This is a genomic window from Streptosporangium sp. NPDC001681 (assembly GCF_040298085.1).
Taxonomy (GTDB): Bacteria; Actinomycetota; Actinomycetes; order Streptosporangiales; family Streptosporangiaceae; genus Streptosporangium.
This window is the reverse complement of record NZ_JBEOZN010000169.1, coordinates 1-18,668: the sequence shown is the minus strand read 5'-3', so window position 1 is coordinate 18,668 and position 18,668 is coordinate 1. Positions and strand designations below refer to the sequence as shown.

General features: G+C 70.8%; 17 protein-coding genes. 10 read left to right on the top strand and 7 right to left on the bottom strand.

Translation table 11 applies throughout. The features are described from left to right. Positions 1-222 precede the first annotated feature (222 nt). Positions 223-1,641 (bottom strand): MocR-like pyridoxine biosynthesis transcription factor PdxR, encoded by a 1,419-nt coding sequence (gene pdxR / locus ABT130_RS42705; RefSeq protein WP_350965541.1) that lies wholly within the window; start codon positions 1,639-1,641, stop codon positions 223-225. Positions 1,642-1,723: 82 nt separating this feature from the next. Between pdxR (ABT130_RS42705) and ABT130_RS42700 the strand changes: the two genes are divergently transcribed. From ABT130_RS42700 to ABT130_RS42690, 3 genes are all read left to right on the top strand, one after another. Next, positions 1,724-2,296, top strand: coding sequence for a TIGR03086 family metal-binding protein (locus ABT130_RS42700; RefSeq protein WP_350965539.1), 573 nt, complete (start codon positions 1,724-1,726; stop codon positions 2,294-2,296). Continuing rightward, positions 2,293-3,051 carry an SGNH/GDSL hydrolase family protein gene (locus ABT130_RS42695; RefSeq protein ID WP_350965537.1) on the top strand — a complete coding sequence of 253 codons (759 nt, stop codon included), beginning with the start codon at positions 2,293-2,295 and terminating at the stop codon, positions 3,049-3,051. Before ABT130_RS42700 ends, ABT130_RS42695 begins: the two co-directional genes overlap by 4 nt. Positions 3,052-3,514: 463 nt before the next feature. Then, on the top strand, positions 3,515-3,943 hold the full coding sequence (locus ABT130_RS42690; protein ID WP_350965535.1) for a hypothetical protein: 429 nt from the start codon (positions 3,515-3,517) through the stop codon (positions 3,941-3,943). A gap of 78 nt (positions 3,944-4,021) precedes the next feature. Here the strand turns inward: ABT130_RS42690 and ABT130_RS42685 are convergent, their stop codons facing one another. Then, a complete protein-coding gene (locus ABT130_RS42685) occupies positions 4,022-4,555 on the bottom strand; it encodes a DUF4245 domain-containing protein (RefSeq protein ID WP_350926650.1) in 534 nt (177 codons plus the stop codon). Positions 4,556-4,593: 38 nt separating this feature from the next. Then, entirely contained in the window at positions 4,594-5,199 is a 606-nt protein-coding gene (locus ABT130_RS42680) for a TetR/AcrR family transcriptional regulator (RefSeq protein ID WP_350965533.1), read from the bottom strand. Positions 5,200-5,281: 82 nt separating this feature from the next. Between ABT130_RS42680 and glpX the strand changes: the two genes are divergently transcribed. Beyond that, the gene (gene glpX, locus ABT130_RS42675; protein WP_343977640.1) at positions 5,282-6,316 is read left to right on the top strand and encodes a class II fructose-bisphosphatase; all 1,035 of its coding nucleotides are present in this window, start codon (positions 5,282-5,284) and stop codon (positions 6,314-6,316) included. 68 nt (positions 6,317-6,384) lie between these two features. On the opposite strand, the gene ABT130_RS42670 is transcribed toward glpX, so the two are convergent. Further along, positions 6,385-6,990: a DUF1707 SHOCT-like domain-containing protein gene (locus ABT130_RS42670; protein WP_350965531.1), complete on the bottom strand. Its 606-nt coding sequence runs from the start codon at positions 6,988-6,990 to the stop codon at positions 6,385-6,387. 97 nt (positions 6,991-7,087) lie between these two features. After that, the gene (locus ABT130_RS42665) at positions 7,088-7,711 is read right to left on the bottom strand and encodes a hypothetical protein (protein ID WP_350965529.1); all 624 of its coding nucleotides are present in this window, start codon (positions 7,709-7,711) and stop codon (positions 7,088-7,090) included. Between the two features lie 374 nt (positions 7,712-8,085). Between ABT130_RS42665 and ABT130_RS42660 the strand changes: the two genes are divergently transcribed. Next, the gene (locus tag ABT130_RS42660) at positions 8,086-9,222 is read left to right on the top strand and encodes an MFS transporter (protein WP_350965527.1); all 1,137 of its coding nucleotides are present in this window, start codon (positions 8,086-8,088) and stop codon (positions 9,220-9,222) included. On the opposite strand, the gene pdxR (ABT130_RS42655) is transcribed toward ABT130_RS42660, so the two are convergent. Further along, positions 9,175-10,704: a MocR-like pyridoxine biosynthesis transcription factor PdxR gene (pdxR, locus tag ABT130_RS42655; RefSeq protein WP_350965525.1), complete on the bottom strand. Its 1,530-nt coding sequence runs from the start codon at positions 10,702-10,704 to the stop codon at positions 9,175-9,177. The two genes, ABT130_RS42660 and pdxR (ABT130_RS42655), sit on opposite strands and share 48 nt — an antisense overlap. A gap of 67 nt (positions 10,705-10,771) precedes the next feature. On the opposite strand from pdxR (ABT130_RS42655), the gene ABT130_RS42650 reads away from it, so the two are divergent. After that, on the top strand, positions 10,772-11,701 hold the full coding sequence (locus ABT130_RS42650) for a DMT family transporter (RefSeq protein WP_350965523.1): 930 nt from the start codon (positions 10,772-10,774) through the stop codon (positions 11,699-11,701). On the opposite strand, the gene ABT130_RS42645 is transcribed toward ABT130_RS42650, so the two are convergent. Continuing rightward, positions 11,628-11,975: a hypothetical protein gene (locus ABT130_RS42645; protein WP_350965521.1), complete on the bottom strand. Its 348-nt coding sequence runs from the start codon at positions 11,973-11,975 to the stop codon at positions 11,628-11,630. The genes ABT130_RS42650 and ABT130_RS42645 overlap by 74 nt on opposite strands. Positions 11,976-12,226: 251 nt before the next feature. On the opposite strand from ABT130_RS42645, the gene ABT130_RS42640 reads away from it, so the two are divergent. The 4 genes from ABT130_RS42640 (at position 12,227) to ABT130_RS42625 (ending at position 18,536) form a co-directional block, all read left to right on the top strand. Next, positions 12,227-13,879, top strand: a complete 1,653-nt coding sequence (locus tag ABT130_RS42640) for a fumarate hydratase (protein ID WP_350965519.1) — start codon at positions 12,227-12,229, stop codon at positions 13,877-13,879. A 282-nt stretch (positions 13,880-14,161) separates the two neighbouring features. Then, the gene (locus tag ABT130_RS42635) at positions 14,162-15,421 is read left to right on the top strand and encodes a serine/threonine-protein kinase (protein ID WP_350965517.1); all 1,260 of its coding nucleotides are present in this window, start codon (positions 14,162-14,164) and stop codon (positions 15,419-15,421) included. 35 nt (positions 15,422-15,456) lie between these two features. Beyond that, entirely contained in the window at positions 15,457-17,079 is a 1,623-nt protein-coding gene (locus ABT130_RS42630; protein ID WP_350965515.1) for a protein kinase domain-containing protein, read from the top strand. A gap of 65 nt (positions 17,080-17,144) precedes the next feature. Next, positions 17,145-18,536, top strand: a complete 1,392-nt coding sequence (locus ABT130_RS42625) for a class II fumarate hydratase (protein ID WP_350965513.1) — start codon at positions 17,145-17,147, stop codon at positions 18,534-18,536. The last annotated feature ends 132 nt before the right edge of the window (positions 18,537-18,668 follow it).

The window sequence follows — 18,668 nt, the reverse complement described above, 5'->3', positions numbered from 1 at the left end:
TCGGTCACCGCAGCACGCTGCGGCTCCCTCCTCCGCCTTGCGAGACACCACCTGACCGATCCTCGCCACGGCAAGATCCGCAGGACAGGGCCTAGGCCCGCCCTCGGCGACCGGCTGACGCCGGCCGAGTGGTTCCGACGGCATCCAGGTCCCCGCGATCTTCCGCAACGGCGCCCAGCCGGCCGATGACCCCGGCGCGGCCGTTCGACGCCGACCGGATGCCTACCTGCGGGCACCGGCGCGAACTCGTGCCTCCTCGGTGTCCATGATCGAGAGAAGCCGGGTGAGCCCGTCGTCGATCTGGTCCAGCGGGATGGCGCCGTAGCCGATGACCAGGCCCGGACGGGTCGGGCGTACCGCGAAGTCGGACAGGGGCATCAGGCCGATCCCGGCGTCGCGGGCGCGGCGGGCGATGCCGTGGTGGCCGGTCGGCAGGAAGCCGCTGGTGTGCAGCCCGGCGGCGGAGGTCACCAGGTCGAGCGGACCGGCCAGGCGCTGGACGACACGCCGATGACGGGCCTCGTACTCGGTTCGCATCCTGCGGACGTGCCGGGCCAGCAGTCCCTCGTCGATGAAGCCGGCCAGTGCCGCCTGGCCGGGGAGCGAGGTGTGCCAGTCGGTGACGTACTTGGCCGCGCTGAGGGCCGGCAGCAGCGCGGGCGGCGCGACGAGGAAGCCGAGCCGCAGCGTCGGCAGCATGACCTTGGAGAACGAGCCGACGTAGAGCACCCGGCCGGACCTGTCCAGATTCTGCAGCGGCTCGATGGGCCGCCCGCCGTACTTGAACTCGCTGTCGTAGTCGTCCTCGATCACGGCGGCCCCGCGCTCCTCGGTCCAGGCGAGCAGCGCCATCCGGCGAGCCAGCGACATCGGCATACCCAACGGGAACTGGTGGGAGGGCGTGACGTAGACCGCGCGGGCGTCGGCGGGCAGCGCGTCCACCACCAGGCCCTCGCCATCGACGGGGACCGGCGTGACCCGCAGGCCCATCGACTCGAACAGCCGCCTCGGCGGCGGGTAGCCGGGATCCTCGACAACCACCCGGTCACCGGGTTCGAGCAGCACCCGGCCGATCAGGTCGAGCGCCTGCTGCGCGCCCGAGGTGACGACGATGGCGCCGGGATCGGCGAGCACGGCGCGGGAGACGCCCACGTGCCTGGCGATGGCCGCGCGCAGCCCGGCGTGGCCGAGCGGGTCGCCGTACATGCCACTGCCCACGGCCGAGCTCCGCAGCTCCCGGGAGACCAGCCGGCGCCACGCCTCGTAGGGGAACATCCGAACGTCGGGCAGGCCGGGACGGAAGTCGTAGCGGGGCCGCCAATCCAGGCCGCGTGGCGTGGAGATCCCCTGCCAGACGGCGCGCGGCCGAAGCCGGCCGTGGCCCATCCGGGGACTCAGAGGCGGCAGGGCGTCGGCGCGGACGAAAGTGCCGGCGCCGATCCGGCCTTCGACGAAACCCTCGGCGGCCAACCGGTCGTAGGCGGCGCTCACGGTGTTCCGCGAGACTACGAGCTCCCGGGCCAGTTCGCGGGTGGCGGGCAACGGCTCACCGTGCCGTAGCCGCCCGTCGAGCACGGCGGTGCGGATCTGCTGGTAGATCTGACCGGCCAGGTCGGTGCGCCCTTCCAAGCTCACGTGCACGAGGGCAAGTCTAGAGTGGCCCAATCAGTTTGGCCGTTTTTGGCACTGAGGTAGGGCCGCTCCCGCTCCTAGGGTGAGCCGCATGGACATTCTCGAACTCGACCGGCGGGCGAGCGACGCGTTGGGGAAGGTCGTCGCCGCTGTCACTCCCGAGGATCTCAGGCGGCCCACACCGTGCGCCGACTGGACCCTGCACGGGCTGATCCGCCACCAGGTCTGCGAAAATCTCGGCTTCGCCGCCGCCGCGAGCGGCACTCCCCCCGACCGTTCGGTGTGGGACAGCGGCGTGCTCGGTGCGGATCCCCACGAGGATTTTCAGCGGTCCGTCGACCTGGTGACAAAGGCGTTCGCCGCTGAGGGCATGCTCGAACGGCAGGTGGAGGTGCGCGAGTTCGGTGTCTTCCCCGGCGCGTTCGCCGTCTCCATGCACTTCATCGATGGCGTCGTGCACGGCTGGGACGCGGCCCGCGCTCTCGGCCGGCCCGGCGACCTGGACCCGGATCTGGCGGAGGCCGCGCTGGAGATGGTGCTCCGAATGCCGCTGAGCCGTGGACCGGGGCAGGCGTTCGGCCACCTGGTCGAGGTCCCTGACAGCGCATCGGTCTATCAGCGGCTGGCCGCCCACCTTGGACGTGACCCGCAGTGGACCCCGTGACGAGCTTCGTCGCGCTCGGCGACAGTTTCACCGAAGGGGTCGGCGACCCGCTTCCCGACGGCACGTTCCGCGGGTGGGCGGATCTCGTGGCAGCGGATCTCAGCTCGCCGGGTTTCGGCTACGCGAACCTGGCCGTTCGGGGGCGCAGGTTCGACGATGTCGCCGCAGAGCAGGTAGAGGCGGCGGTCGCGATGAGCCCATCGCTCATCAGCGTCGCCGCGGGCGGCAACGACGCGCTGCGGCGCGGCTTCGACGTGGCCGCGATGCACGACCGTTTCGACCGGGTGGTCGGCCGGCTGCGCGCATCGGGCGCGGACGTGGTGCTCTTCCGGTTTCCCGACATGAGCGTGCGACTCCCGCTGCCCCGGGTGCTGCGGCCCCGCATCATCGCGATGAACGACCTGGTCACGGAGGTGGCCGAGCGGCGCAGGACCTACCTGGTCGACCTGTTCGGCGACCGGGCGTTCGACGGTCACGAGCTGTGGAGCGAGGATCGCCTGCACCTCAACCCGCTGGGCCACCGCCGGGTCGCCGACCATGTCCTGGCCACGCTCGGCCGCGCCGCCGCCCCTCCCCCTGCCGACCTGCCCCGGAGCGGAACGGCGTTGCTCGCCGATCTCCGCTGGGCGGCGACACACCTCACCCCCTGGCTGCGCCGCCGCCTGACGGGCCGCTCCTCAGGCGACGGGATCCTTCCCAAACGCCCCGTCCTGACGGGCGGATTCGAACACGTGCGGGATCGTGCCGGTGAGTAGGGCGACCTTGTAACCGGTCTGGGGCCGGCGGACCCCAGCGGGCCTCGGCCCGGCCGGCCGCCTCGGCGAAGGGCTCCCCGGCGAGCAGGACGGTCTCGACCTCTGGCCATCGGGTTCACGCAGGAAGGCGGTGAGTGCCGGCACGGCCATCGCGGGCGCGGCCTGGGTCCGCGATGGGCCGTAGCCGTCCGCGCCGGCCTGCTCGGTGGAAGCGGCCGGCGCCGCGGTGGCGAACCTCACGAAACCGGTCGTTCACGAGAGTTGTGGATTGCCGGCAGAGCGTTCGCCGGGCTTGTCGTCCGTGTCGCCTCCCATCGGGAGAGTCTGGACGGGAAGCGGGCACGGGCGTTTGATGGACTTGGTCGTGTCTGCTCCGTGCAATGCGCCGGCGATGCTCCCGTCGGCGGAGCATGGCCCTCAGACCACATCGCAGTCGTCGCCGACCTGGCATCGGACACCCTTGATGTTCCCTGACCGATGTCGAACCGCCCGGCTCGAAGCCGGCCAGATCTACCCCGAAGGCGTCACCCGCCACCGCCGCACCGAAGGGCAGGACCACCTCATGGCGGCCCGAGACCATGAACTTCTGCAAGCTGCCAAACACATCGCCGCCGCGCTGGGCTTTGCCCCCGACGAGGTCATGCGGCACGTCGTGGAACTGGGCCGCGGCGACCGCGCCGACTGGTCCAGCAGCGAACTCCTGCTGCTCGCTCTCGCTCGGCTGACGACCGAGCGGCCGACCTCTCCTGGAGCGGCTGGGCGCGCCGAGACGATCGAGAACGTCGAGGCACCAAGCCTCGGTGTCATCCCGAGCAGGTCCGTCTCGACCGAGGAGGGGAACATCAAGAACTCGACAAGGCGCCGCGCAGCCGAGTCGTCGAGCACGGTATGAACGCGGACGGCACGTGGCCGGTCACGGCGGCGATCCCCGGCGCCTGGGCCGCCCGCTGATCACTTCGGAACCACTCGGCTAGGAGTCGTTCCTCGGCTGCTGCTTGAGGGAGCCCGCCAGAGCGGACAGCTCGTCCCAGGGGGCGGTGCCGGTGACGACGATCGTGACGTCGGGCAGGAACCGTACGAGGGAGCGCTGGTTCTTGTCCTCGCGGACCCGCTGCTCCCAGGTCACGCCGTCGATCTGGACGGTCCCGGTGACCGTGGAGGTGTTGGAGAACCTGTTGGCGAACTCGGCCGCGGGCTTCTCGTCGCTCTGGGCGAGCATCGCGTGGAAGCGCTTGGCGGTGGCGAAGCCGAGCTTCCAGGTGGTGGCGCCGTTCTCCCGGGTGCTCCGGGAGCTGTTCGGGACCCATCCGGCGGCGACGGGCTCGGGGGCCCACATCTGGAAGGGCGCCGTACGGCGCAGGTCGGCCAGCGCGATCGAGTAGTCGACCCTGGGGATGTGCTCGGTCCTGCTCTGCGGTGTGACCAGCAGGAACAGACCGACGGCGGCCAGGCAGACCGCCATCGCGACCACATAGCCGTAGAAGCCCTGAGTGAACCTTCGCACGACTGTCGACACTATCTGTTCAGGGCGGTGGTCCGCCCTCAGGGGCGGCGGATCTGGGCGATGATGGCCAGCACGTCCTCGACGAGCGCCCGTGAGGCGTCCTCGTCGTCGGACAGGGCGACCTCGGAGACCGCGGCGGCGAGCGCCCCGGTGAGGACCACGACCAGCGCTCCCTCGTCCCCCTCGAACAGGGCGGCGTTGCGCTTGGCCCACTGCCGGAGCCGGTCGCGCACGATGACCTCGAACCCCGGCGGCCCGTCACCACGCAGGAACAGCGCGGAGATCTCCCGCTCGGCCAGGCAACCCTCCAGGTAGGCGCGGGCCCCGGCGATGAACAGCCGCATCGGATCGCTCTCGCCCGCCGCCCTGGCCGCACCGACCGCCTGCTTGGTCCGCTGGGTCTGCCGGGCCTGGAACTCGTCGAAGAGCGTGAGGTAGAGGTCGGCTTTGCCGGAAAAATGATGGTAAAGACTTCCGACACTCGCTCCCGCGCGGGCGACCACGTCGGTGACCCCGGCCTCGGCGAATCCGCTTGTGACGAAAATCTCCCGGGCGGCGGACAGCAACGCGGCGCGCGTGGCGGCACCCCGCTCGGAGGTCCGCGCGCCCACGCCTCTCACCAGCCGCCCTGCGTCGCTGCTCATGGTGGGCACATTATCCTCCGCCGACCGGTCAGAGGGGCGCCAACTACGATCGTTGCATTAGCCACGAGAGGGGTTTCCCACCATGTCTGATCAGACGTCCGTTCCTGCCGCCCTTGCCACGGGCGAGCATGCCCCTGATCGCAACCTCGCCCTGGAGTTGGTCCGGGTCACGGAGGCGGCCGCGATGGCCGCGGCCCGCTGGGTCGGGCGGGGTGACAAGAACGGCGCCGACGGCGCCGCGGTGAACGCGATGCGCCAGTTGATCAACACGGTGTCGATGCGCGGCGTGGTGGTGATCGGCGAGGGTGAGAAAGACAACGCGCCGATGCTCTACAACGGCGAGCAGGTGGGTGACGGCAGCGGCGCGGCGTGCGACGTGGCCGTCGACCCGATCGACGGCACCCGGCTGACCGCGCTCGGCATGCCCAACGGGATCTCGGTGATCGCGGTCAGCGAGCGCGGCTCGATGTACGACCCGTCCGCCGTCTTCTACATGGACAAGCTGGTCACCGGTCCCGAGGCCGCCTCGTCCGTGGACATCAACGCGCCGGTGGCCGACAACATCGCCGCGGTGGCCCGCGCCAAGGGCGGCGAGCCCTCGGACGTGACCGTGGTCATCCTCGACCGGCCCCGCCACGAAAAGATCATCCGGGAGATCCGGGAGACCGGCGCCCGGATCAGGCTCATCACCGACGGCGACGTGGCCGGTGCGATCATGGCGGCCCGGGTGGGCACCGGTGTCGACCTGATGCTCGGCATCGGCGGCACACCGGAGGGCATCATCGCCGCGTGCGCGCTCAAGTGCCTGGGCGGCGTCATCCAGGGCAGGCTCTGGCCGCAGGACGACGCCGAGCGCCGCCGGGCGCTGGACGCGGGCCTCGACCTCGACGCCACGCTGAGCACCGACGACCTGGTCAGGTCCGACGACGTGTTCTTCGCGGCCACCGGGATCACCGACGGCGAACTGATGCAGGGCGTCCGCTACCGCGCGGGGCGGGCCATCACCAACTCCCTGGTCATGCGCGGCCGTTCCGGGACGATCCGGAAGATCGAGAGCGAGCACCAGCTCTGGAAGCTGCGGGCGTACAGCGCGATCAACTTCGACAGCGCCAGCTGAGGACCGGCACTGGAACCGGTGTCGTCCGGCATCCCGGAACGGCATCGGAACCGGAGCCGGAGGTGACCTCAGCGGCGGAACCAGGGTCGGCGAGGACGTTTAGGGGACTTGGCCACGATGTTCCCGAGCGTGACGACGCCGGTGATCTCGATGACCGGGCCGTCGGGCGCGCCCGGGGGGACCTGGTTCTTCTTGCCCCCCATGAAGGACGAGGCGGGCATCTCGATCCGCACGCCCTCGGGGACGATCAGGGTGAGGGTGCCGCCCATCACGGTGACCTGCAGGGTCACCCGGCTGGACTGGAGCAGCGCCTCGCACAGGTCGAGCTTGACGTTGGCGCAGATCGCGGTGGCGGAGAAGTGGGTCGGCACGACCCAGCGGCCCGAACGCTCCTCGGAGCCGAAGAAGGCCGTCACCGGACGGACGTCGGTGCGGAGCGGCTGCGCCTCGGGCGGCAGCAGGTCCGTGGTGAGCGCGGAGAGCTCTCCCAGGGTGCGGGCGCGGTAGACCGCCTCGGTGCGCTCCTCGTACTCGTCCTGGTTCAGGCGCCCGTCGGCGAGCGCGTCGCCCAGCACAGCGGCCACCCTCTCGCGGTCGGCGTCCCCCGCCCGTAGGTCGGCGGGACCGGGCTCACGGTCGTGACGGCGGTTGGCGGGCGGCCGGGAACTTTCCACCCCCCGACACTAACCCCCGAGGAGCCGCCCGGAGCGAGACCGAGCGACCCCCGGCGATCGGGCCGGTTCACCTCGCCACCATGACCCGGCCCGTGGATCAGGACAGGACCGCGCACATGACGTTCAGCTGAACGTTGACGGGAAAATCGTTGGGGTTGGTGCCCCGGTAGAGCCAGGTGTCAAGCTCATCGCCGGAGGAATCGATCGGTCCCCAGTGGCCCACTTCCATCTGGTCAACGAGCCACCAGTGGTCGGCACGCCCATAGGAGTAGCTCGCGTTGACGGGCAGTTTGCCCTTCGGGCAGGTGACACTGACCGCTCTCTGCGAGTGGGCGGGGAACACGACTGTATTCTTGATGTTCTCCCTACCGGAGAAGCCCGCCTCACCCTTCGGGCCGACCGGACCCGCCTCACCCTTAGGGCCGACCGGACCCGCCTCACCCTTAGGCCCGACCGGACCCGTCTGGTTCCAGGAGATCTTCCGCTCACTGTCCAGGCACTCGCGGGGCGCCGCCGTACCGGTGGGCAGGGGGGCAACCATGGCCTGGTCAGGAGAGCCGGTCGGAGAGGAGCCCGCCGGAATTCGCAGCGTCCCGTTCGCGCTCACACACGCCGTGATCGTCTCGCTGTCGGCCACCGCTCCCGCGACCGCGATCCCCGACCCTCCGACGACCATTCCCAGCAGTGCGCCGATGACCAGTGATCTCTTGTTGCCGTTCATCTTGCCCCTTCCCCATGATGTGGCGTTCACCACCGGACGGGATACTCGCAGACGGCACTAGTGATCAGCTTGGAAGCAACTTGTGTACGACTTGATCTGGCGGCGGCCACCTACGGACCGGGCGTGGAGGTCAACGGCGAGGATGCCCGGAAACTCGGCCACGATACCGCCCGGCGCGACAAACCCGCCTCTGTGACCCCGATCTGCCCTGACCTGCCGAGTAGCACCAACCTCGGCGACCTGAAGGTCGTGGACGCCCATGGCCGCCATGCCATTGACCGCCGGTGGCGGCGCACTTAGCCTGACGGGAACTTGAACCCCCCTCATGTTCTCTGGAGGCCGTCGTGCCCCTCCCGCGTGACAGACAGGCGCGCGTGGCTACCTGGGCGGCGTTCTTCGTCCAGGGTCTCTGCTTCGCCACCCTGCTCACCCATGTGATCGACCTCCAGCACAAGTTCGGGCTCAGCGACGGCGACCTCACCCTGGTCCTGCTGCTCGTGCCGGTGATCGCCGGTGCCGGCAGCGCGATCGCGGGCCCGCTGGCGAGCCGGTACGGCAGTGCCCCGATCCTGCGCGTCTCCCAGGTCGCCGTCTGCGTCATCGTGGCGCTGTCCGGCTGGAACGGGCAGCTCGCCGGGCTGTACGCGCTCAGCGCCGCGTTCGGCCTGTTCGTCGGCGCGGTGGACGCGGCGATGAACATGCAGGCGGTCGCGGTGGAGCGCCGGTACGGCATGAGCGTGCTGACCGGCTTCCACGCCGTGTGGAGTGTCGGCTCGATGCTGGGCGCCGGATTCAACTCCGCCTTCAGCGCGCTCGGCGTCGAGCTGGGCTGGTCCTTCTCCGTCCCGGTGCTGATCGGCGCGGTGATCTCCGTCGTCATGCTCCCCCGCCTCTACGGGCGGGACGCCGAAAAGGCCGGTGAGCAGGCCGCTCAGGTGGCGGCCAGGGTGCCGTGGCGGCCGATCATCCCGCTCTGCCTGGCGATGGCGTTCCTGTACGTCGGTGACGCGGCGGTCTCCAACTACGGCACGATCTACATGGAGAAGGCGCTGGCGGCGAGCGGCTGGCTGGTTCCGTTCGCCTACCTCGTCTACCAGGCGACCATGCTCCTGGCGCGGGTCCCCGGTGACCTCGCGGTACGCAGGTACGGACCCGCGCCGGTCGTCCGCGCGGGCGCGGTGATCGCGGCCGTGGGCACGCTGGGCGTCGTCGTCGCACCCGGCGTCGTGGTGGCCGTCGTGTCGTTCGGCCTGATCGGCATCGGCCTGTCCGTCATCGCCCCGCAGTCGTTCTCGGCCGCCGGGCGCCTCGGCGCCGGGGCGGAGACCGCGATCGCGCGGGTCAACATGTTCAACTACGTCGGCTTCCTGGTCGGCGCCGCCGTGGTCGGCACCCTCAACGACACGGTGAACGTCCGCGTGGCGTTCGTACCCGCCGTGGTCCTGGTGGCCCTGATCGTGTTCCTAGCCAGGGGTTTCCAGCCGGAACCGGAGCTCGCCGCGCGCCCCTAGGGCACTGGCGAGGGCGCGGACCGCCTGGTCCGCGCGGTGTCTGGGCAGGCGGGCGAAGCCCATCAACAGCGCGGGCGGACCGGGGGCGTACCGCATCGGCCCCACCGGCTCGACCGCCAGCCCGCACTCCTCGGCCCCGTCCACCACCGATGCCTCGTCCCAGCCGTACGGCAGCTCGGCGAGCAGGTTGAGCCCGGCGGAGACGCCCCGCACGGTGATCTCGGGAAGGTGCTCGCCGAGGGCCAGCACCAGGGCGTCGCGGCGGGCACGGTACTGCCGGCGCATCCTCCTCAGGTGCCGGTCGTAGTCGCCGGTGGCCACGAAGTCGGCCAGGACGTACTGCTCCAGGACGGGCGACCCCATGTCCAGCTCACCACGGGCCAGCCGCAGTGACTCGGCGATCCGGGGCGGAGCGACCGCCCAGCCCAGGCGGAGCCCGGGGGCCAGCGACTTGCTGACGCTCCCGACCAGGACCACCCGGTCGGCGGCCAGTCCCTGCAGGCAGCCCACCGGGTCGCGGTCGAAGCGGAACTCCGCGTCGTAGTCGTCCTCCAGGATCATCGCGCCGGTCGCGACGGCCCACTCGATCAGCTCGGCGCGGCGGCGGGGCGAGAGCACGACCCCCGTCGGGTACTGGTGCGCGGGAGTGAGCAGCACCGCCCGCGCCCCGCTCTCGGCCAGTGCCCCGACATCGATGCCCTCGTCGTCCACGGGGACGGCGACCAGGTCGGCTCCCGCCGCGCGGAGCAGCGGGAGCTGGCGCACCCCGGCCGGATCCTCGACCGCCAGCAGGATCCTGCCCGGGGAGGGCGCCGGGTGCTCGACCCGCTGGACGAACCAGTCGAGGTCGTACCGCGCCCGGACCCGGGGAAGCCTCCCCGCGAGCGCCTGGACCGTGAGGCTCAGCCCCTGAGCCACCCCACCCATGATCACTAGGTTGTCCGGGACCACATCGGCCGCCCGGACCCTCCCGAGGTAGGCGGCCAGTTCCTCGCGGAGCGCGGGGACACCGCCGGGGTCGCCGTAGTCCAGGGCCTCGACGGGCAGCGTGGCGAGCGTACGCCGCATCGAGGCCAGCCACCGCTCCCTGGGGAACGCCCCCAGGTCGGGCGCGGTGGAGCGGCGCCCGTGATACGGCTCGCGGCCCTCCGCAGGGCTCGTCGGCCCGGGATCGGCGGGCGAGGGCGCGCTGTCCGGCGGCTGGGAAAGGCCACCGGGAAGGGCCGCTGGGCGGCCGGCGGCCGGGGCCACCGTGGTGCCCACCCCGGTCCTGGAGATCAGGAAGCCCTCGGCGACGAGTTGCTCGTACGCCTCGACCACCACCCCCCGGGAGAGCCCGAGGTCCCTGGCCAGCTCACGGCTGGCGGGCAGCCGGACCCCGGCCGCCAGGCGCCCACGCCGCACCGCCTCGCGGAGCTCGCGGGCGATCTGGGCGGCGACGCCGCCCGCCGCACGGTCGACGACGAGATGCAGATCGGCCAATTGGTCCTCTGTTTCGATGCTTCATTGGACCCGACAGGGGAGCCATTGACTTCCTAGCATTCCGCACATGAACGTGGATGTCAGCACCGCCTCCCGGCCGGAGTTACGCGGCCTGAGCGAGGCCGCGGGAGCGATGTTCCTGGTGGGAACCCTGGCGGGGGTCTCCGGGGTGATCGGGGACTATCCGGTCTACGGCGGCCAGGCCATGCGCTACCTGCTGGCGGCCGCGATCCTTCTCGCGGTCACCCGGATGGCGGGGCTGCGGTTCGTGCGGCTCACACCTCGTGAGACGGCACTGCTGGCGGCACTCTCCCTGACAGGGCTGGTGATCTTCAATGTGTGCGTGATCGAGGCCACCCGGCACGGCGGCCCGGCCCTGGTCGGCACCGTCCTCGGCACCGTGCCGCTGGCACTGGCCCTGCTCGGCGGGCGCCCCTCACCCCGGCTCCTGCTGGCGGCGGCGGTCGTCGTCACCGGAGCGACGGTGGCCACCGGGCTGGGCAGCGGTGACCTGGCCGGACTGCTCTGGTCACTGGGCGCGCTGGGCTGCGAGATCTGCTTCTCCATGCTGGCCATCCCGCTGCTGCCGAAGCTGGGCGCCGTGCGCGTCTCGGCCTATTCGGCGGCGCTGGCCGTGCCACTGCTGGTCATCGCGGGCCTGCTCGCGGACGGCACCGCGATGATCCGGGTGCCGACCGCACCCGAGATCGCGGGCCTCGGCTACCAGTCGCTGATCGTGACCGCCGTGGCGTTCTTCCTCTGGTACGACGCCCTGCCCCGGCTCGGCCCGGGGACCGCGGGGCTGTTCGCCGGGCTGATCCCGGTCGGCGCCATCGTCACCGGCGCGATCCTCGGCCTCGGTACTCCCTCGGTGCCCGACCTGCTCGGCGCGACGCTCGTGGTCACCGGCATCGTCATCGGCCTCAGAGCCGGTGCACCCGCTGCCGGGGCAGGTTCACCGCCTGCGAGGACGCGTCGTCCTGCGGGGGCAGGCTGACCCGTTCGGTGAGCTTGTCGGCCCGTTGCAGGGGCACCGCCCCCTGGTGCGGGGGCAGGATCGCCTGTCCGGACTCGGCGCTGATCCGCTGCCTGGGCACGGTCCGCTGAGAGTCCGGCCAGCTCACCGGCCACTGGGGAGTCCGCCCGTTGCCCTCCTTGATGCTCGTCAGCGTGATGGCTATCAGCGATATGGCGAGACCGGCCACCACGAAGACGGCCACGAGGATCAGCAGGATGATGTCACCGGTCATGATGGTGTTTCCGATGTCCATGATGCCTCCCAACCTCCACCGGACGCTCGGCCCGGCCCCTTTCCAGCTTCTCTCGTTTCTTCGGACATGTGTGGACAAAAGACGCATATGCCATTAATGCTTGTCCCAAATATGTAGTTTTCATACGGTCTGCCCCCTGGCGCTCGGATGGAGAAGGGGAGAGTCGCCTCCCGCCCGACCGCGAAGGTCGGGCACGATCGCGAGGGCCGTACCCTCTAGGAAAACGGCGCCCGCACGGAGGACCTACGACGATGCCCGAGTTCGACTACACCGACCTGCTTCCCATGGGACCGGACGAGACGGAGTACCGCCTGATCACCACCGAGGGGGTGCGGGTCGTCGAGGCCGCGGGGCGCAGGTTCCTGGAGGTCGAGCCCGAGGCACTGCGACTACTCACCGAGACCGCCGTCCACGACATCTCCCACTATCTGCGGTCGTCCCACCTGGCCCAGCTCCGCAAGATCATCGAGGACCCCGAGTCGAGCGGGAACGACCGCTTCGTCGCCCTCGACCTGCTGAAGAACGCCTCGATCTCGGCGGGCGGCGTGCTTCCGATGTGCCAGGACACCGGCACCGCGATCGTGATGGGCAAGCGCGGCCGCCACGTGCTCACCGACGGCGCCGACGCCGAGCACATCTCCCGCGGCGTCTACGACGCCTACACCCGGCTGAACCTGCGCTACTCCCAGATGGCCCCCATCACCATGTGGGAGGAGAAGAACACCGGCTCCAACCTCCCCGCGCAGATCGAGCTCTACGCCGAGGACCCGCTCGGCCACCCCGACGAGTACAAGCTGCTGTTCATGGCCAAGGGCGGCGGCAGCGCCAACAAGTCGTTCCTGTACCAGGAGACGAAGGCCGTGCTCAACGAGAAGCGGATGCTCCAGTTCCTGGAGGAGAAGATCCGCTCCCTCGGCACCGCCGCCTGCCCGCCGTACCACCTGGCGATCGTCGTCGGCGGCACGTCCGCCGAGTTCGCCCTGAAGACCGCCAAGTACGCCAGCGCCCGCTACCTGGACTCCATCCCCACCGAAGGCTCCCCCGCAGGTCACGGCTTCCGGGACACCGAACTGGAGGCCAAGGTCTTCGAGCTCACCCAGAAGCTCGGCATCGGCGCGCAGTTCGGCGGCAAGTACTTCTGCCACGACGTCCGCGTCATCCGCCTCCCCCGGCACGGCGCCTCCTGCCCCGTCGCCATCGCGGTCTCCTGCAGCGCCGACCGCCAGGCCCTGGCGAAGATCACCCCCGAGGGGGTCTTTCTGGAGCGGCTGGAGACCGACCCGGCCAGGTTCCTGCCCGAGACCACGGACGAGCATCTGTCGGACGACGTGGTGAAGATCGACCTCAACCGCCCGATGCAGGAGATCCTCGCCGAGCTGACCAGGTACCCGGTCAAGACCCGTCTGTCGCTGACCGGACCGCTCGTGGTGGCCCGCGACATCGCACACGCCAAGATCGGCGAGCTCCTGGACGCGGGCGGCGAGATGCCGCAGTACCTCAAGGACCACGCGGTCTACTACGCCGGCCCCGCCAAGACCCCCGAGGGCTACGCCTCCGGCTCCTTCGGCCCGACCACCGCGGGCCGGATGGACTCCTACGTCGAACGCTTCCAGGCCGCCGGCGGCTCCAAGATCATGCTTGCCAAGGGCAACCGCTCCAAGCAGGTCACCGACGCCTGCAAAACCCACGGCGGCTTCTACCTCGGCTCCATCGGCGGCCCCGCCGCCCGCCTCGCCCAGGACTGCATCAAGAAGGTGGAGGTCCTGGAATATCCCGAGCTGGGCATGGAGGCCGTCTGGAAGATCGAGGTCGAGGACTTCCCCGCCTTCATCGTGGTCGACGACAAGGGCGAGGACTTCTTCACGGACACGACCGGGCCCGTCCTGAGCATCGGCCGTCGCTGACCGCCGCCGGCCTTCCTCGGACCCCGTCGTACCGGCGCCCGAGGTCGACGAACTCGACCTCGGGCGCCCATCGGCGGCCTTCGATGCCGGAAATATGGTTATTACCTGCAGTATCGCTGCATACGTCCCGATTACCGGGAGAAGTTGTGGCCCCTTGGCAATTTGCCAGATATCACGCAGCGTTTCTCAACAGTTACGAGCGCGAAAATCTGACCGAAGTTGGCAAGAAGATTCGGCCCGGTCTCTACTGGTCTCATTACGCAAATCGGTAAGCTGCACCACATGCGTGCGCCGCCCGGATACCTTCTTGCAGCGCGCTACCGGCTGTCAGAGCCGGTTGGGCGCGGTGGCATGGGCACTGTCTGGCGCGCACATGACGAGTTGCTCAACCGCGAGGTGGCCGTCAAGGAGGTCCGCCTCCCCCTGATCCTCGACGAGGATCTCCGCGCCGAGCTGTGCGCCAGGACCGAACGTGAGGGACGGGCGACCGCGATGGTCGCCCACCCCTCGGTCATCACGGTCTTCGACGTCGTCACCGAGGACGAGCGCCCCTGGATCGTGATGGAGCTGCTCCGTGCCAGATCGCTGGAGCAGCTCCTGCAGGACCACGGCCCGCTGCCGCCACGCCAGGTGGCGGAGATCGGCCGCCAGGTCCTGGGGGCGCTGCGCGCCGTGCACGCCAAGGGGATCCTCCACCGCGACGTGAAGCCCAGCAACGTCCTGGTGACCGACGACCGGGCGGTGCTCACCGACTTCGGCCTGGCCGCACTGGAAGGCGACGTGTCGATCACCCAGGCGGGCATCGTGCTGGGCTCGGCCGGATACATCGCCCCCGAGCGCGTGCTGGGCGCCAAGGCCAGCCCGTCCGGCGACCTGTGGTCACTCGGCGCGACCCTCTACACCGCCGTCGAGGGCCGCGGCCTGCACGGCCGCCGTACGGCCGCGGCCGCGCTCGCCGCGCTGACCAGTGGCGAGCCGATCCCCATGGAGCGGGCAGGCCCGCTGACGCCGGTGCTGCGGGGCCTTCTCACGATCGACCCGAACTCCCGGCTCGACACCGGACGGGCCTCGCTGATGCTCGCCCGGGTGGCGGCCGGCGGGCTGGTCGAGGATTCCTTCACCATGCCTCCGGCCCGGCCCGACGTCAGACCCGCACGGCCCGATGTCCGGCCCGACATCAGGCCCGCCAGGCGCCCCGACGGCAGGCCGCCCGTGGGCGGGTCCGGCGGGACCCCGATTCCGCCGTTCAGCCGTCGCTCCCAGCACCGCGGGCTGCACCGGTTCGGCTCGGTGCCGACGCCGACGTCGGCGCCGCGCCCCTCATCCCCCATGTCGGCCCCGCCGCCGTCCGGACCGCCGTCCGGACCGATGTCGGCACCGGTGCCCCAGCCTCGCGCGCACCGGCGCCCCGGCGAGGGCGTGCACAGAAAACCGGCGGAGGTTTCGCCAAGCTATCGCCCATTTGTCCGTTTTATGACACCCCTTATAAGGTTGATGCTCCCGCGTCTTCTCTGGCCGAGGGAACTCCGTAAGCGCGGGTAAAGCGCTTCTCAAGGTGGAATGGCTATCTTCTTCTCATGCCGGAACAGCAGATGCGCGTGCTCGCGGACCGTTACGAGCTGATCGCGCCGCTCGGCCGGGGCACGATGGGCACAGTGTGGAAAGCCCATGACCGTTCCCTCGGCCGTGAAGTCGCGATCAAGGAGATCCGTCAGGAGCCCGGCCTCAGCGAGGCGCAACGCGCCGAACTTCGGGAACGGATGATCCGCGAGGGTCGCACGGCCGCCCGCATCAGTCATCCCTCGGTGGCCACGGTCCACGACGCCATCGTCGAGGACGGCAGCCCCTGGATCATCATGGAACTCGTGCAGGCACGCTCCCTGGAGCAGGTGATCGAGGAGGAAGGGCCACTCCCGCCCCGCCTGGTCGCCGAGATCGGGGCCGACCTGCTGGGGGCGCTCCGCGCGGCCCACGCCCAGGGAGTGCTGCACCGCGACGTCAAGCCCGGCAACGTGCTGATCACCGAGAACGGCCGGGTGGTTCTCACCGACTTCGGCATCGCCAAGGCCGAGGGCGACACGAGCCTCACCAAGACCGGCATGGTGATCGGCTCTCCCGGATACACCGCGCCCGAGCGGGCCCGCGGCGAGCACAACGGACCCGAGTCGGACCTGTGGTCCCTCGGCGCCACGCTGTACTTCGCGGTCGAGGGCCGCCCGGCCTACGAGCGGGCCTCGGTGGCGGAGACCCTGGCCGCGCTGATGAGCGAGCAGGTCGACCCGCCGACCCAGGCGGGGCCACTGCGCCCGGTGCTCGAACAGCTGCTGGAGAAGGACCACACGGCGCGGCTGACGGCCGCTCAGGCGGGCGCGATGCTCCGGGCCGTGGCGGACACCCCCTCGCACCTCGCGGACTCCATCCCCGCCGCTCCCGCCCCCGCACCGCCCCCTCCCGCCTCGGAGACACCCGCCGCACCGGACGCGGAGGAGGACGACACCGACGGCTTCGACGCCGACCGCACCATGGTGGTCATCCGCCCCAAGGGCGGCCTGCGCATCCCCGGCGGAACGGCGCCCGTCGCGGAACCTCCCGCCTCCCCTCCTCCCGCCGCGGCCCCCGGCCGCACGACGGCCTCGCCCTACCCGGACAGCCCGCCCCTCGCGGAGCCGGGCGGGCCGGTCCCGGGGCGACAGGGCCCTCCCGGTCTCGGGACTCCGGTCGCCCGGGGACCCGCGACCGCCGGTCGCGGCCCGGGCGCCTTCGGGCGGCAGGAGAACGAGCACGGATTCCCCGACAGCGGAAAGCCTGACCTCTCCGCCACCCCGCCGCACGGCTTCCCCCCGATCGATCCGGAGTTCGGGGCACCCGTCGCCGGACGCCCGGAAGCTCCCGCCGCCCCGCCGCACGGCCCGCTCCCCGGCGACCGGCCCCCCGGCCCGGGAACCCCGATGTCCTCGCAGCCCTGGCGCCCGCCGGGGCCCGAGTCCTCCGACGGCGTCTTCGGCCGCTCTCCCGGCCTGGGCACCGACCTGTTCGCGATCGCGGGTCAGAACGGCCGGCACGCCCCCGGCGCCCCCGGTGCCCCCGGGGAGCGGCAGGCCCCCTCGAAAAAGCCCCCGATCGGCATCCTCGTCCTCATGGGCGTGGCCGCGATCGCACTGGTAGTGATCATGATCCTGGTGGTGGCCGCCTTCTCCTGAGGACTCCCCCGGTAAGGACCCGCACCCGCCGGTTTGATTCCCTCCCTGGGACGCAGACTGGACGTATGAGCGAGTATCGGATCGAGCATGACTCGATGGGCGAGGTGCGGGTGCCTGCGGGCGCGAAGTGGCGGGCGCAGACCCAGCGGGCGGTGGAGAACTTCCCCGTCTCCGGGCGCGGGCTGGAGGTTCCGCACATCTCCGCACTCGGCCTGATCAAGGCCCTCTCCGCCGAGGTCAACGCCGAACTGGGGGTGCTCGACAAGGAGATGGCGCAGGCGATCGCCGAGGCCGCCACCGACGTCGCGGAGAACGAGTGGGACGGCGAGTTCCCCGTCGACGTCTTCCAGACCGGCTCCGGCACCTCCTCCAACATGAACGCCAACGAGGTGATCGCCACCCTCGCCGAGGAGCGGCTGGGCCGCCCCGTCCACCCCAACGACCACGTGAACGCCTCACAGTCGTCCAACGACGTGTTCCCCACCTCCATCCACGTCGCCGCCATGACCGAGGTGTCGTACCACCTGCTCCCCTCCCTACGGCACCTGGCCACCGCGCTGCGGGACAAGTCACTGGAGTTCGACAGCGTGGTGAAGGCGGGGCGCACGCACCTGATGGACGCCACCCCGGTCACGCTGGGCCAGGAGTTCGGCGGGTACGCCACGCAGATCGACAACGCCATCGGGCGGGTGCGCGGCGCACTCCCGCACCTCGCCCAGCTGCCCCTGGGCGGTACCGCGGTCGGCACCGGCGTCAACACCCCTCCCGGCTTCGCGGTCAAGGTCATCGAGAAGCTGCGCGAGGCCACCGGGCTGCCGTTCTCCGAGGCTCCCGACCACTTCGAGGCCCAGGGGGCCCGGGACGCCATCGTGGAGCTCTCCGGCCAGCTCCGTACGGTCGCGGTCTCGCTCAACAAGATCGCCAACGATCTCCGCTGGATGGGTTCCGGCCCCCGGGCGGGGCTGGGCGAGATCAACCTGCCCGACCTCCAGCCCGGCTCGTCGATCATGCCGGGCAAGGTCAACCCGGTCGTCCCCGAGGCGGTGACCATGGTCGTCGCCCAGGTCATCGGGAACGACGCGGCCATCGCCTTCTCCGGCGCCTCGGGCACGTTCGAGCTCAACGTGATGCTCCCGGTCATCGCGCGCAACATCCTGGAGTCCATCCGGCTGATCGCCAACGCCTCCCGGCTACTGGCCGACCGGTGCGTGCACGGCATAACCGCCAACACCGACCGCCTGCGCGAGTACGCGGAGTCCTCGCCGTCGATCGTCACCCCGCTCAACCCCTACGTCGGGTACGAGGAGGCCGCCAAGATAGCGAAGCAGGCCCTGGCCGAGCGCAAGACCATCCGCGAGGTCGTCATCGAGCGCGGCCACGTCGCCAACGGCACCCTCACCGAGGAACGGCTCGACGACCTGCTCGACGTGCTGTCCATGACCCGGCCTCCGTCCTAGGCCCTGTCCTGCGGATCTTTTGCCTACTGCGGTCGGTCAGGCGGCGCCTCGCCGCGTTGTCGCCGGTCACCGCAGCACGCTGCGGCTCCCTCCTCCGCCTTGCGAGACACCACCTGACCGATCCTCGCCACG

Coding starts and splice junctions, on each gene's coding strand:
- ABT130_RS42700 (WP_350965539.1), top strand. CDS start 1,724: ATGGACATTCTCGAACTCGACCGGCGGGCGAGCGACGCGTTGGGGAAG.
- ABT130_RS42690 (WP_350965535.1), top strand. CDS start 3,515: ATGTTCCCTGACCGATGTCGAACCGCCCGGCTCGAAGCCGGCCAGATC.
- ABT130_RS42680 (WP_350965533.1), bottom strand. CDS start 5,199: ATGAGCAGCGACGCAGGGCGGCTGGTGAGAGGCGTGGGCGCGCGGACC.
- glpX (WP_343977640.1), top strand. CDS start 5,282: ATGTCTGATCAGACGTCCGTTCCTGCCGCCCTTGCCACGGGCGAGCAT.
- ABT130_RS42665 (WP_350965529.1), bottom strand. CDS start 7,711: ATGAACGGCAACAAGAGATCACTGGTCATCGGCGCACTGCTGGGAATG.
- ABT130_RS42650 (WP_350965523.1), top strand. CDS start 10,772: ATGAACGTGGATGTCAGCACCGCCTCCCGGCCGGAGTTACGCGGCCTG.
- ABT130_RS42645 (WP_350965521.1), bottom strand. CDS start 11,975: ATGGACATCGGAAACACCATCATGACCGGTGACATCATCCTGCTGATC.
- ABT130_RS42640 (WP_350965519.1), top strand. CDS start 12,227: ATGCCCGAGTTCGACTACACCGACCTGCTTCCCATGGGACCGGACGAG.
- ABT130_RS42635 (WP_350965517.1), top strand. CDS start 14,162: ATGCGTGCGCCGCCCGGATACCTTCTTGCAGCGCGCTACCGGCTGTCA.
- ABT130_RS42630 (WP_350965515.1), top strand. CDS start 15,457: ATGCCGGAACAGCAGATGCGCGTGCTCGCGGACCGTTACGAGCTGATC.
- ABT130_RS42625 (WP_350965513.1), top strand. CDS start 17,145: ATGAGCGAGTATCGGATCGAGCATGACTCGATGGGCGAGGTGCGGGTG.